Below are 13,870 nucleotides of genomic sequence, written 5' to 3'. Positions count from 1 at the left end.
ACATGCCCTCCCGCGCGACCTTCTACCGCAACAACCTGCTGCTGCCGCTGTTGCTGGCCGCCATCGTGTTCATGGCCTTCGACCTCACAGAACTTGATCGCTGGATCAGCAACCTGCTGCTTGACCCGGCTACGGGCCAGTTCCCGCTGTTGCACAACCAGTGGTTCGAGACAGTCACCCACAAATGGCCACGGATCCTGCCGGACTGGACCGGTGAACTGGCCGTGATCGGCAGCTTGCTGTCGTTCATCTGGCCGCGCCTGGCCAAGCGCCCGCAATTGGGCCTGACAAGGCTTATGGAAAAGGCCCGCATCGCCCCCCTGCTGCGCTTTACCACTCGACACCGCCGCGACCTGCTGTTCGTGGTGGTGGCGTTTGCCCTGAGCACTACCGTGATTCACTACCTGAAAAGCCATACCAGCGTGTATTGCCCGGTGGAAACCACGCTGTACGGGGGTTCACACGCCCGGGTGGAATGGTTCGAGAACTTCTCCTTGTGGAGCAAGGCCGGCGATGGCCGCTGCTGGCCGGGCGGCCATGCCTCCAGCGGGTTTACCTTGCTGGCGCTGTACTTCGTGGCCCTGCGCCACCGCTGGGCGCATGCGCGCAAGTTGCTGGTAGCGATTCTGCTGATTGGAATGGTGTATGGCACCACCCGGGTACTGCAGGGTTGGCACTACATGTCCCATACCTTCTGGGCCGGCATCTTTGTCTGGTTGACCACCTGGGTTACTGCGCTGTTCTTCTATGGGCGTGTGGCATTGCAGGCGCCGCAGAGCAACCCATCGCGGCACAAGGCCGCCCGCATGGAACGCATTGCAACTCTTTGAGTTGACACGGACTCTGTGGGAGCTGCCTTGCGTCGCGATCGGGCTGCAAAGCAGCCCCGGCGATAGCGGCGGTGACGCTGAAATCGAGGGGCCGCTTTGCGGCCCGAACGCGACGCAAGGCCGCTCCCACACGGACCGCAAAAAGCGCTCCTGACTGGGTTGCAAACCCCTACCCCAATCCCCCAACCTTGGGGGAACGCTGCCCACCGACAACGATCGGGTAAACGCCCCGCTGACAATCTGGAGCCCTTGTGCCACAGGGGCTGCAACGCAATTTTCAGCTGTTGGCACAGCTCTTGCCGATTACCTCCCAGACGCCCCAAGTCCATGGGCCCGTTTGCAGGAGGAATTGACTCATGCACCGACCGATACCCCACCCGCTGGCAGTGGCCATTTTCGCCGGCATGCTCCAGCTACCGGCGCAGGCTGCCTTGAATGCTGTCGATCCAGGCGCTTACGTCCCCGCTAACGGCGGCTTCCCCGCCTGGTACCAGGACAGTCACGGTCGTACCCTCGACCTGTGCCTGACCAAGGCCGTCAGCTCACGGGTCGCCGGCGCCCCCGGCGCGCCATCGTACATGTGCACGCTGTTGCCAACGCCCGGCGTGTTCGACGACACACAACCCATCGTGTTCCCCACCAACTTCCCTGACGAAGCCTTCTGGTTCACTGCCGACGCCGCTATCGTCGACGCCGCCCGTGGCATCGATCTAAGCTACGGCACGGCGATCGAAGCGGCATTCGCCGCAGAAGAACCGGTCGAAGGCGACCAGGTCAGCTTCGCCCGGGTACGCATCCGGGTCGATGTGCCAACCGCCGGTACCTACGTGGTCACCCACCCCTACGGCGTCGAAGTGTTCGACGTGCCTGCCGCCGGGCGCCGGGCAATCAACATGACCCGCGACATCGGCATTGCCGGCGCCGGCGACTTCAGCGGCGCGCTCAAGGGTGATGTCGGGCCGTTCCTGCGCAGTGTCAACGGGCCGTACACCGAGGGCAACGAACGCTTCATCGGCGACCCGAACCTTGAAGAGCGGGTAACCGGCAGCCCGTTCAACACCAACTTCGTGCGCATCGAAGGCCCCGGCGGCATCGACCTGCGCACCGAGCTGTTCGCGATCTCGGGCAAGCTCTCGACCGTCGCCCTGCCAACCCCGCTGATGCCTCAACGCAGTACCTATTCGCGGCACAACGAAAACGGCGACCTGCGGGCGCAGCAAGACATCTTCGTAATGGCCCCGCCACCACCGGCCAGCGTCACCCTGACCAGCCAAACGCCCAACCTGAACCTCACCGAGGCCAATGGCACCGGCGCCTGGTACGCCCAGTCGGTGCTCAACCCGGCAGCCGGCACCATCGTTACCCTGACCGCCGACAACAGCGTGGCGATCCCCACCAGCAGCCTGACCACCAGCAACCTGCCGCTGACCGACCTGGTCACCATCACCCAGGCCCAGTACCGCCTGTCCACCGGCGAGCTGACCCTGGTGGCCAGCACCAGCGACGAAACCTCACCGCCCGTGCTCACCGCGCACACCGGCAACGGTGCGTTGATCGGCAACCTCAGCGGCAATGGTGCAGTGAAGACACTGAGCACCTCTCTGTCGCCGATACCGCCGGCCAAAGTGCAGGTCACCAGCGCCAATGGTGGTAGCGACACCGAAGACGTGGTGCTGGTGCCATGAACAGACAAAGGCTCAGCCTTCAAGGAGGCAGCATGAACACTTGGTCGCGCCGTGCGCTGTTGGCCGCCGGTTTCTCCCTCACCGTCACCAGCGCCGCCTTTGCCGCGCTGTCTGAAGTCGACCCGGGGCCCTACACCTTCGCCACCGGCGGCTACCCGATGTGGTACAAGGACGGCCTCAACCAGTCCCTGGAGCTGTGCCAGTCACGCGCTACCAGTACCCGGGTTCCGGGCACGCCGGCCGCGCCCTCCTACATGTGTACCCTGCTGCCGGAGCCGGGCATCTACGATGACGCCCTGCCGTTGGTATTCCCCGATAACTGGCCGCCAGAGATGTTCTGGTTCCTGGCTGAAGCCACCATCCCGGCCGTCGGCAACAGTGGCTATGAGCTGGACGCCTACGTTGCCGGCCTGGAAGCCGCCTTTGCCGCCGAAAACCCGGTTGACGGCGACCAGCAAAGCTTCGCCCGCATCCGCATCCGCGTCTCGGTACCGCGTGCCGGCGTGTATACGATTACCCACCCCTACGGTGTCGAGACAGTCAACGTCACCACGCCGGGCCGGCGGGCAATCAACATCACCCGCGATATCGGCATCGGCGCGCCGGGCAACTTCACCGGGGCGCTGAACGGCGCGCTCGGCCCATGGTTGCGCGGGGTTGGCGGGCCTTATACCGAGGTCAACCCGGACACGGGTGCCACCGAAACCTTCATCGGTGACCCCAACCGCCCGGAAGCGGTGCTCGGCAGCCCGTTCAACACCAACTTCATCCGCATCGACGGCCCACCCGGGCGCATCGAGACCGCGCTGTTTACCGTTTCGGGCAAGGTACTCGACCAACGCGCACAAACCCCGGTTACCCTGGAACGCGCCACGTATTCGCGCAACGGTACCGGCACTCGGGTGGAAGTGTTCGCCAAGGCCCCCAAAGAGGCCAGCCTGTGCATGCGCAATGGCCTGGCACTGATCGGAACACCGCCCTCGCCCTGCCAGTTCAACCTGACTGCAGACAACAATGGCCTGTTCTTCAGCCAGCAGTTCAGCCAGGCCGTACCGCCTGCCGTGGTGGTGGTCACCGCCAGCAACACTGCGGCCGGCACCCAGCCGACTGCGCTGTCGAGCAAGCTCATCGACGTGGTCAAGGTGAGCACTGCCCGCTACGACTGGGCCAACAAACGGTTGCTGATCGAAGCCCGCTCCAGCGATGAAGTGGCGATCCCGGACCTGCTCGCTCAAGGCTATGGCCGCATGTCCAAGTCGGGCACGCTGCAAAGCCTGACCGTCAACGACGTGGCGCAGCCACCGGCCACCGTGACGGTCAAGTCGGCGCACGGCGGCAGCGATGTCGAACCGGTGATCGTGGTCGGCAACGCCCCGGTCGAAGCGGCCAACCAGCCACCGCTGGCCCAGGCCGATATCGGCAGCACCAGCGTCGGCGTGCCGATCACCCTCAACCTGCTGCAAAACGACAGCGACCCGGACGGCAACGTGCCGCTGACCATCAGCGACCTGACCCAGCCCGGCACCGGCCTTGGCGGCGTAGTGCTCAATGGCACCACCTCGGTTACCTACACCCCGCCAGCCGGGGCCACGCAACCGCTGGTGGCCACCTTCAGCTATCGGGCGATGGATGCCAAGGGCCTGAAGTCGGAACCGGCCACGGTCACCATCAACGTCGCGCCTAACCAGTCACCAACCGCCAACCCTGAAACCGTCGCCACCCTGGGCGTGCCATTGACCATCAACGTACTGGCCAACGATACCGACCCGGAAGGCAACGTGCCGCTGAGCGTGGCCGCCGTCACCCAGCCGGCTGCCGGGCGCGGCACCGTCAGCACCGACGGCACCACCGTGACCTACACCCCACCGGCCACGGTAACCGCGGCCTTTACCACCACCTTCACCTACCAGGCACGTGACTCGCTGGGGGCGCTGTCCACCCCGGGCACCGTCACCGTCAACGTGTCGCCACGGCCTGCCGCCGAAACCTTCGCGGTCACCGCAGCCACGGTCACGGCGCGCTCCAACAACCGTTACAACTGGGACATCAGCGGTACCTCTTCGGTCACGACCGGCAACGTCGTCACCGTCAGGGTAACCACCACCACCGGGGTGCAGACATTGGGCACCGCTACGGTACCGGTGACGGGCCGCTGGCGCCTGGCAGTCAGCAACAGCACCACGGTGATCCCGACCGCCGCGCCGACGGCGACCATCACCACCAGCCCGGGTACCACCCGCACCGTCAACGTGGTCGTGCAGTAAAGGCGGGGTAACGCCATGAAATGCCTGTACCCATTGCTGCTCAGCCTGGCCCTGGTGGGCCAGGCCAGTTGGGCCGACGACCTGATGGACAATGCCGACCTCGCGCCCGGCAACGACCTCGGTGACCCGGTGATCATCCGCCTGCTCCCGGTCGGCGCCGGCCAGGCTGCGGTGATCGAGCAGCAAGGGGCAGGCAACCGCGCCGCGCTCGACCAGAACGGCCAGGCCCTGTTGGGCCGTATCGTCCAGGCCGGTGGCGCGCAGGAGGCGTACATCCTGCAAGAAGGCAGTGACCTGATGGCCAGCATCAGCCAGCAGGGAAATGGCAACAGCGCGTCGATCCGCCAAAGCGGCAGCAGCAACAGTGCAGCCATCGAACAGATCGGCAACGACAACAGCGCCAGCATCGTGCAGTCCGGCACGGGCCTCAACAGCTCCGTGACCCAGGCCGGCAATGGCCAGCATGTTCAGATCACCCAATACCGATAGACCTGGAGGCACCACCATGTACAAGCTCGCCCCTTTAAGTGCCGCTATCGTCCTGGCCCTCGCAGGTCAGGCCATGGCTGCAGACAGCACCTCGTCCCAGACCCAGGACGGTAAGGAAAACATCGCCGAAGTCAGCCAGACCCAGGCCTCCTTCGCCTCGGCCACACAGAACCAGACCGGCAAGGGCCACAACCACCTGGCGGTGCAGACCGAAAGCACCAGCGATATCAAGCAGACCGCGACCGGTTCGTACAACGCCGGCTACGCCGAGCAGTTGTTCGAGAACGGCAGCCAGATCACCCAGCAGGCCGGCGGCTCTTACAACGATGCCTTCGCCAGCCAGTCGCTGGGCATGAACAACCAGGCTGAGCAAACCCAGCAGGGCAGCGAAAACAAATCGACCGTATGGCAGGACGGCCAGGACGGCAGCAAGGCCACCACCTTGCAATCCGGCCAGCGCAACGAAGCCTTCATCGAGCAGACCTTCGGTGGCCTCAACAACAAGAGCACCATCAACCAGGCCGGCCAGGGCAACTACGCGGCTGCCGAACACCTGAACCACATCGACGGCGACATCCAGGTCTATCAGGACGGCCGCGACAACTTCGCCTATGGCGACCAGCGTGATGGCACCGGCGGCACCATCGGCATCGGCCAGTACGGCACCGGCAACTCGGTGGAAGTGTGGCAAGACACCCAGATTGGCAGCCAGGCAACCGTGACCCAGTCCGGCCAGCTCAACGAAGGCATGATCGACCAGAGTTTCGGCAGCGACAACAAAGTCAGCCTGTCGCAACAGGGCAAGGCCAACGCCAGCTGGTCCGACCAGTTCGAGACCAACAACTCGAACACCACCATCAGCCAGACGGGTAACAACAACCTGCATTTCACCTACCAGAACGGTGAAAACCTCAACCTCACCATCAACACCAAAGGCAACGGCAACACCATCACCGCCAGCAACTGGAAAGGCGCCAAGATGGGCGGCCAGTTCGGTACCAACCAGAAAGCCACCATCAACCAGAACGGTAATGGCAACGGCGTCAACCTGACCCAGAACGGCGAAAACCACGTTGCTACGCTTAACCAGAAAGGCACTGGCAACCAGATGCAGACCAAACAGGCCGACAGCAACAACGAGCTGTACTTCGAACAGAACGGCACCGACAACATCCTGATCGCCGACCAGCGCGGTACCGACAACTACGCCTACGGCAACAGCCAGGGCACCGGCAACTCCATCACCCTGGACCAGTCCGGCTACAGCAACCAGAGCACCACCAACCAGCTGTACGGTAGCGGCAACGACGCCAACATCAAGCAAGCTGACAGCATGAACGTCGCCTACGTGACCCAGGGAGGCCAGGGCAACAGGGCGATCGTCGACCAGAGCGGTATGGCCCAAACCGCCACCATCACCCAGCTGGGCAGCACGAACCTGGCCACTGTGACCCAGAAGTAAGCGTCTCCCCCCTTGAACCGCGGTGCTCCTCTCCCTGGTGCCGCGGTTCCTTTTTTTCCTGCGCCGTGTGCATTTTTTCTTCTGGCCTCTTCGCGGGTAAACCCGCTCCCACAGTGAACACTGGGATTTCGGACCTGTGGTACTCCTGTGGGAGCGGGTTCACCCGCGAATAGGCCAGACCTGCCAAGCGCATTACAATGGGTTCACCCAACCCGAAACCTATCCCATGATCCAGTCCGACCTCGACCTGTTCGGCCCCCAGCCGCAACGCCTGGCCAGCCATACCGTGCTGTTGCCCGGTTTCGCCCTGGCCGAGATCGAACCGCTGCTCGACGCCCTGCGCCTGGTGCTGCGCGCTGCGCCGTTTCGGCACATGCACACGCCAGGTGGCCTGCGCATGGCGGTTGGCCTGAGCAACTGCGGTGCACTGGGCTGGGTCAGCGACGAACATGGCTACCGCTACAGCCCCAACGACCCGCTCAGCGGCCAACCCTGGCCCGCCCTGCCCCCTGTTCTGCTCGCCCTGGCCGCCCGCGCCGCCGCCATTGCCGGTTTCGACGGCTTCGTCCCGGATGCCTGCCTGGTCAACCATTACCTGCCCGGCACCCGCCTGAGCCTGCACCAGGACCGCGACGAGCAGGACTTCACCCAGCCGATCGTGTCGGTATCGCTGGGCCTGCCGGCAATATTTCTGTTCGGCGGCCTGCAGCGCGCCGACAAGGCCCGGCGCATTCCGCTCAGCCACGGCGATGTGCTGGTCTGGGGTGGCGAAGACCGCTTGCGCTTCCATGGCGTGCAGCCCATCAAGCCCGGCGTGCATCCGCGCCTGGGTGAACGACGGATCAACCTGACCTTGCGCAAGGCAGGCACTTGAGCACGGTCAGCAATCGTCCTGCTGGCGCGCTCTTGATGAACGTACATGAAACACGTTGAACATCTTGGTCAGGCAAGCTTCAAAAGATAAGTCGCACCGTCCCTTGCCAGGAGCCTGCCATGCCTAACCCGCCCTGCCCTAAAAGCCTTAGCCACGGAGCCGTGCAGCGATGAAGATGCCCGGCCGCGCGCCCAATGCTTCGCTGCAGCTTGATTACGTACGCGACACCCTGTTCGGCCCGGTGGCGCAAAGCGTCGAGTGCCAGTGCCAGTTGGCCCCACTCAACCTGCAAGGCCGCCCAGCGCTGCGCCTGCATATCTGCCCACCATTGCCCGACAAGGTCGACCGCGCCCATAGCGTGGCGTTCATGTGGGACGGGCGCAGTTACCACGGCGTGGTTCGTGACCTGGGCAAGTGCGGCGACGGCGGCCTGAACCTTTTGGTGGAGCTGCGGTAAGCCGATCAATGGCAGCCAACCCGGTTGAACCGGCCAAGCATGGGGTGTTTCCTTAGCAAAAGGGCCTACGGCCTGCGGAGAACGCGCCCGGCCAGCCTGGGCTGACCGGGGCACGGCGTGGCGCACTCAGGCAATGGCCTTGAGTGGCGCCGGGTGGCGGGCTTGTAATGTATGCAGCTGCCCCACCAGGTTGACCAGGTCACGGCAACTGTTGAGGCTTTGCAGCGGGACCCCGCTGAGGGTCACGCCCTCTTCGAGACTCTGGCCCTGACCCAGGCGGATGGTCAGGTTGGCGCCGTCCGGGCAGCTGACTTCACAGCGATCTGGCAGGCAGGCCTGTTCGATCAGCTGCCGCATCTCTAGCATCGAAACTCCAATCAACGACATGGTACGACCCTCTCTGTGGGATGGCCTGTTGTGTGGAAGTACGCCTTTGTCGGGCGGGGCGCCAATTGATATTGCGCATGCCCGGGCAGGCGTCCATGCGCCGGGGCAATGATCATGCGGGGAATCCTCTAGCACCTTAGTGGAAGATTGCCCGCCTGGGCCAAGTGTTCGAATGCAATGGCCAACTTAACGACGAGTGGTCCCGGCGGGCCCCAGTGACGCCCACAGGTGCTGCGCCGCGTAAGCTCGCCAGGGTCGCCAGGCCAGGGCCCGTTCGGCCAGTTGCGCCTGTTCGCCTTCCAGCAGGCGCAACGCCTTGATCAGGGCCACGTCGCCCAGCGGCAAGGCATCGGTGGCGCCTGCCTGGCGCAGCGCCAGGTAATGCGCGCTCCAGGGGCCAATGCCTTTCACCCGGCACAGGTTGCGCAGCAATGGGTCCAGTTCTTGCCCAGGGCGCAGCAGCTCAGGCTCGGCAAGCAAGGCATTGGCCATGGTGCCGAGGGTGGCGGCGCGCGCCTTGGGCATGCCCATGTTCTCGAATTGCGCGCCGGCCAGGGTGGTCAGTTGCGGGAACACGTGGGTCAGGCCTGGAGCAGGCAAACGCAGCGGTTCGCCATGGCGCTGCACCAGGCGACCGGCCAGGGTCATGGCCCCCGCCACGCTGATCTGCTGGCCCAGCACGGTGCGCATGGCTTGTTCGCAGGCGTCCCAGCCTTGGGGTACGCGCAGGCCTGGGCGCTGTTCGAGCAAGCTTGCCATCAAGGGGTCCTGGGACAACCCGGCACTGATCAGCGCGGGGTTGGCGTCGAGGTCGAAGACCCGCCTCAGCCGGGCAATCAGGCCGGGAAGCGCCGAAGAAGGAATGCCTTCGAGGTGCACGCGCAGCTGGTTGTGCATTGGACTAGCGCGCAAGATTGCGTGGTGGCCAGCGACGGTCAGGGTGCGGTGGTAAGTGCCGTTTTCAAAGGTTTCGATGCCGGGGATGCAGCGGGCGGCGAGGAAGGCCAGGGTCGAGGGCCAGTGATAAGGGGCGCGATAGCGCAGCCACAGGGTGTGGTGGCTGGGGTTGGAGAATGATCGGCGCACGGCGTGCAGGGTTGAGAGTTTGGGCATAGGTAAATAATGCCAGAAAAGCTGGGGGCGCTTTGCGCCCCAATCGCGATGCAAAGCAGCCCCGGCTTTTTCAGCCCTGCATCTGCCCGAACCGCCCGGCATGGAAATCGTCGAACGACTCGGCAATTTCCGCCTGGCTGTTCATCACGAACGGGCCATAGCCAACGATCGGTTCATCGATCGGCTCACCGCTGAGCAACAGCACGCTGGCACCGTCCAGCGCCTCCACGCTGACGCCTTCACCCGCCCGGTCAAGCAGCACCAGGCTGGCCGGCCCGGCTTCGCGCTCGCCGTTGACCCGCACATTACCGCGCAGCACCACCAGCGCCGCATTGCGCCCGGCAGCCACCGGCAGTTGCAAGCTGGCGCCAGCGTTCAGCCGCAGGTCCCAGACATCCATCGCGGTAAAGGTACGTGCCGGCCCCTGATGGCCACGGTAGTCACCGGCAATCACTCGCAAGCTACCGGCATCAGCATCCAGCGCCACCACCGGGATGTCGTTGGCCAGCAACGTCTGGTAGCCGGCCGCTGCGCGCTTGTCTCGCGCCGGCAGGTTGACCCACAGTTGCACCATCTCCAGCGTACCGCCGCTGCGGGCAAAGGCTGGGGCATGGAACTCTTCATGGATAATGCCGTTGGCAGCGGTCATCCACTGCACGTCACCGGGGCCGATCAAGCCACCCGCGCCGGTGGAATCGCGGTGCTCCAGTTCGCCCTGGTAGACGATGGTCACCGTCTCGAAACCACGGTGCGGGTGCTGGCCAACGCCACGCCGCGCATTGGTCGGGGTGAAATCATGCGGGCCAGCATAGTCCAGCAACAGGAACGGGCTGATGCGGCTGGCCAGGTTGTCGTAGGTGAACAGGCTGCGCACCGGGAAACCATCACCCACCCAATGGGCGTGAGGGCTGCGGTGGATACCCAGAATGTTTTTCATGAGAAGGCTCCTCTCTCGGTTAGGGTAACCTTATCAGTGACAACAATAACTCTGTAGACAGGAAAAACAGCACTAATCGTTCCACCAACGGAACAATGCCTGCCAGTTAAAAACACAACGCATGCAGGATTGGATGCCCCGGATACTGCGCTCTCAACCACTGCTCGAGCTTTTCAGAAAAAGCGTTCCCAATGGCTTTGATCTCGCGATACACCGGATCGGCCAATGCATGAGCAGCAGGTAACTGGTCCAGGTGCTGACGACTTTCGGCTGAAGAAATCAATTTCAGGAATACGGCATACCATTCGAACAGCGGTTCAGTATGCACATTGGACTGGCCAATCGTTGCCAGGCGTTGCAAAGGCGTTTGAGCCAACAGGCATTCAAACCGCCTGACTTTTGCATGCGCAGGTAAGCCAAAGGCCTCGGCGATCACGACGATGCCTCCTATGAAAAGCAGTTTTCGAGAGAACTGCAGTTTGATGTTACGTACGCCCCAGGCCTTGCCTTCGGCCTTCTTCTCTTCAAAATTTGCCATCATGGTCCGGTAGTAGCGCACAAGATCATTGAGCATGAATCGCGACAGCCCATTGCCTTGCTCGTCAGGCACGTATCGGCGCAGAAGGTCGTTTTTCCAGTGATCGTGTGCAGCATCCCCAAGCAGTGAACAGCCCTCGAGCAGCATCAGCATTCGCCGGGTCAGCGCGGTACTGCTTTCACGCTTCCACCCCATGTGACTACTCAAACCGGAGTACAGCGAGAATGCATCCCTGCCGAATTTCGCATGGTCGCTCTCACCCCGCTGGCTGAGGGGGCGGATATGAGCGTTGACCTGATTCAGAATCGCCTCCAACCGTTCATCTGGCAGGCAACCGTCATGGACAATAAAAAAATCGATGTCCGATGCGCACGAAGCTTCACGCCGGCCATAAGACCCGACAGCAACGACAGTCAAAGGTGACTGGCCTACCAAGGGTGTAACAGTCTCTTTCATGGCGTGGCGTAGCGAATCAATGACCTTGCATGAATACTCAAAACGCTTGCGTAAATAAGGAGGTTCCAGGGCGGTGTGGTTGGTCATTGGCGTCTGCTCGGGAAAAAACCAAGCGTACTGACGACCCGCACACGTGCACTGCTTGGAAAACTACCCCTCAGCAGCTCACAGCAGGAAGGCAATCACCTCTTGCGCACACTGCTCGGGGTCTTCCTGCATGAAGCAGTGCCCACCGGCGACCTGCTGCGCGCTGACATGGCGGTTGAGCGACACCAGGCGGTTCACCGAGTGTGGCACGAAGGGGTAAGTGTGTTCGCCATAAAGCACCCGGGTCGGTGTACTGATTGCGCCCAGGCTGGCCCACATACGCTTGGGGAACGAGCTGAAGATTTCCACTTCCCGGCTGGGCCGGCACTTGAGGACCACCGCCTCGCCGCAATCACCGATGGCATGCTCGACATAGGCCTGCAGCGCCGCATCCGTCCAGCCTTTGAAAATGCCTCGGCCTTGCAGCGAAGCCAGCGCCGCCTCGCGGTCAGGCCAATGGCTGCGGCGGCTGGCAGCCTTGCGCGCCAGGGCATGGCGCTGGTGCAGGCCGACCAGTGCGGCCGCGCCCATTACGCCGAGCATGCGCCGGCTGAACAATACCGGGTCGAGCAGCACCGCACGCGCGAACAACTGCGGGTTGCTGGCCAATATCAGCCCGGTGAGCACGCCACCAAAACTATGCCCTACAGCAAACCGCGGAACGTCGGCATACTCGCCCCGCCCTGTTTCAAAGGCTTCCGCAGCCAGCGCCGCCGTACGGTTCCAACCACGAAACTCGCCGCCATGGTCACTGTCACCGTGCCCTTGCACATCACAAAGCCACAGGTCGAAATGCTCGCCCAAGCGCATCAGCAACGGCTGGTAGGCCAGGCAGCAGAAGCCGTTGCCATGCAGAAAATGCAGCAGCGGCTTGCCACTGGCCGGGGTTCGCCAGCCACGCAAAGTGAAACCTTCGGCGCATTCGTGGGACCAGGGAATCAACTGCATGGGCGTGCTGTACTCGCAGAGCTAGGAAAACGCCGATTCTACAAACAGCAGCGGGTACAGTGAAATCACCAGCAGCAGGGCCATAAGGACATTGAACAGCATCAGCCAGCGCGGGTTCTGCAACAGGTTGCGCAAGGCGCTGCCGAACATCACCCACACCCCTACGCTGGGCAGGTTGACCAAGGCGAACAAGGCCGCAATGACGATCACGTTGGTGACGTAGCCTTGTGCCGGTGTGTAGGTGGTAATCGCCCCCACCGCCATCACCCAGGCCTTGGGGTTGACCCACTGGAACGCCGCCGCGCCCCAGAAGCCCAGCGGCTTGCGCGCACTGGAAGAAGCCGTGCCGACCGGCCCGGAGGTGGCAATCTTCCAGGCCAGGTACAGCAGGTAAGCCGCACCGGTGTAGCGCAGCACCGTATACAACGGCGGCCAGGCCTTGAACACCTCGCCCAGGCCCAGGCCGACTGCCAGCACCATTACCATGAAACCGCAGCTGATACCCAAGGCATGGGGAATAGAGCGGCGCACGCCGAAGTTCACCCCCGAGGCCAGCAACATGGTGTTATTGGGGCCGGGGGTGATCGAAGACACGAAGGCAAACAGCACGAAGGCGGTCAGCAGGTCGGCAGAGGCAAGCATGGCGGGCATTCCACTTTCTTTATAGGTGCTGTCACACTAACGGAGTCGCTCTCTTCTGCGACCGGTACAGTTCTATTAAATTATGTAGATACACATTACTGTACCGTTACCCTGGATCAAGGAAGCCGTCCCATGAGCCTCACCATTCGCCCCGCCGTTCGCAACGATGCCGAGCAGATTCTGGCCTTCATCACCGAGCTGGCCGAGTACGAACGCGCCCGCCATGAAGTGGTTGCCAGCCTTGCCGACATCGAGCACAGCCTGTTCGACCCAGGCAGCACGGTGCACAGCCTGATCTGCGAGCGCGATGGCCGGGCGATCGGCTTTGCCGTGTACTTCTACAGCTACTCGACCTGGCTGGGGCGCAACGGCATTTACCTGGAAGACCTGTACGTCACCCCCGAGCAGCGCGGTGACGGCGCTGGCCGGCAGTTGCTGCAGCACATTGCCCGCGAGGCGGTGGCGAACAATTGCGGGCGGTTGGAATGGAGCGTGCTGGACTGGAACGAGCCGGCGATCGGCTTTTATCAGAAGCTTGGGGCCGAGGCGCAGGATGAGTGGGTGCGATACCGGTTGGATGGGGAGAAGCTGGCGGCGTTTGCGCGCGGATGACGCTGTACCTGTGGGAGCGGCTTTAGCCGCGAAGAATCCGACGCGGTGCATGGCACCGGCTGCGCCGGTGTTCGCGGCTAAAGCCGCTC

The 13,870-nt window shown here is 63.2% G+C and carries 14 protein-coding genes; 8 read left to right on the top strand and 6 right to left on the bottom strand.

Annotated elements, in window-relative coordinates:
- The first annotated feature begins 2 nt into the window (after positions 1–2).
- From IAE39_RS15955 to IAE39_RS15925, 7 genes are all read left to right on the top strand, one after another.
- Positions 3–830: a phosphatase PAP2 family protein gene (locus tag IAE39_RS15955; RefSeq protein WP_201204042.1), complete on the top strand. Its 828-nt coding sequence runs from the start codon at positions 3–5 to the stop codon at positions 828–830.
- Positions 831–1,186: 356 nt separating this feature from the next.
- Positions 1,187–2,515 carry a hypothetical protein gene (locus IAE39_RS15950; RefSeq protein WP_201204041.1) on the top strand — a complete coding sequence of 443 codons (1,329 nt, stop codon included), beginning with the start codon at positions 1,187–1,189 and terminating at the stop codon, positions 2,513–2,515.
- 32 nt (positions 2,516–2,547) lie between these two features.
- Positions 2,548–4,779 carry an Ig-like domain-containing protein gene (locus IAE39_RS15945; RefSeq protein ID WP_201204040.1) on the top strand — a complete coding sequence of 744 codons (2,232 nt, stop codon included), beginning with the start codon at positions 2,548–2,550 and terminating at the stop codon, positions 4,777–4,779.
- A 15-nt stretch (positions 4,780–4,794) separates the two neighbouring features.
- A complete protein-coding gene (locus IAE39_RS15940; RefSeq protein WP_201204039.1) occupies positions 4,795–5,268 on the top strand; it encodes a curlin in 474 nt (157 codons plus the stop codon).
- A 16-nt stretch (positions 5,269–5,284) separates the two neighbouring features.
- The gene (locus tag IAE39_RS15935; protein WP_201204037.1) at positions 5,285–6,730 is read left to right on the top strand and encodes a curlin; all 1,446 of its coding nucleotides are present in this window, start codon (positions 5,285–5,287) and stop codon (positions 6,728–6,730) included.
- 226 nt (positions 6,731–6,956) lie between these two features.
- Positions 6,957–7,604 (top strand): DNA oxidative demethylase AlkB, encoded by a 648-nt coding sequence (alkB, locus tag IAE39_RS15930; protein WP_201204034.1) that lies wholly within the window; start codon positions 6,957–6,959, stop codon positions 7,602–7,604.
- Between the two features lie 169 nt (positions 7,605–7,773).
- Positions 7,774–8,061: a hypothetical protein gene (locus IAE39_RS15925; protein WP_201204032.1), complete on the top strand. Its 288-nt coding sequence runs from the start codon at positions 7,774–7,776 to the stop codon at positions 8,059–8,061.
- Between the two features lie 126 nt (positions 8,062–8,187).
- Here the strand turns inward: IAE39_RS15925 and IAE39_RS15920 are convergent, their stop codons facing one another.
- The 6 genes from IAE39_RS15920 to IAE39_RS15895 all read right to left on the bottom strand — a co-directional run bounded on the left by IAE39_RS15920 (position 8,188) and on the right by IAE39_RS15895 (position 13,178).
- Positions 8,188–8,448, bottom strand: a complete 261-nt coding sequence (locus IAE39_RS15920) for a DUF1652 domain-containing protein (RefSeq protein WP_201204030.1) — start codon at positions 8,446–8,448, stop codon at positions 8,188–8,190.
- A 186-nt stretch (positions 8,449–8,634) separates the two neighbouring features.
- Entirely contained in the window at positions 8,635–9,561 is a 927-nt protein-coding gene (locus IAE39_RS15915) for a DNA-3-methyladenine glycosylase family protein (RefSeq protein WP_201204028.1), read from the bottom strand.
- A gap of 70 nt (positions 9,562–9,631) precedes the next feature.
- Positions 9,632–10,498 (bottom strand): pirin family protein, encoded by an 867-nt coding sequence (locus tag IAE39_RS15910; RefSeq protein ID WP_201204026.1) that lies wholly within the window; start codon positions 10,496–10,498, stop codon positions 9,632–9,634.
- A gap of 106 nt (positions 10,499–10,604) precedes the next feature.
- The gene (locus IAE39_RS15905; RefSeq protein WP_201204024.1) at positions 10,605–11,579 is read right to left on the bottom strand and encodes a hypothetical protein; all 975 of its coding nucleotides are present in this window, start codon (positions 11,577–11,579) and stop codon (positions 10,605–10,607) included.
- A 78-nt stretch (positions 11,580–11,657) separates the two neighbouring features.
- Positions 11,658–12,527 (bottom strand): alpha/beta fold hydrolase, encoded by an 870-nt coding sequence (locus IAE39_RS15900; protein WP_201204022.1) that lies wholly within the window; start codon positions 12,525–12,527, stop codon positions 11,658–11,660.
- A gap of 21 nt (positions 12,528–12,548) precedes the next feature.
- Positions 12,549–13,178, bottom strand: a complete 630-nt coding sequence (locus IAE39_RS15895; protein WP_201204020.1) for a LysE family translocator — start codon at positions 13,176–13,178, stop codon at positions 12,549–12,551.
- Positions 13,179–13,301: 123 nt separating this feature from the next.
- Between IAE39_RS15895 and IAE39_RS15890 the strand changes: the two genes are divergently transcribed.
- Positions 13,302–13,781: a GNAT family N-acetyltransferase gene (locus tag IAE39_RS15890; RefSeq protein WP_201204018.1), complete on the top strand. Its 480-nt coding sequence runs from the start codon at positions 13,302–13,304 to the stop codon at positions 13,779–13,781.
- Positions 13,782–13,870: the final 89 nt, after the last annotated feature.

Origin of the sequence: Pseudomonas sp. S37, assembly GCF_016658545.1 — a bacterium.
GTDB lineage: Bacteria > Pseudomonadota > Gammaproteobacteria > Pseudomonadales > Pseudomonadaceae > Aquipseudomonas.
Note: the sequence above shows the minus strand (reverse complement) of the source record. Positions and strands in the feature narration are given on the sequence as shown.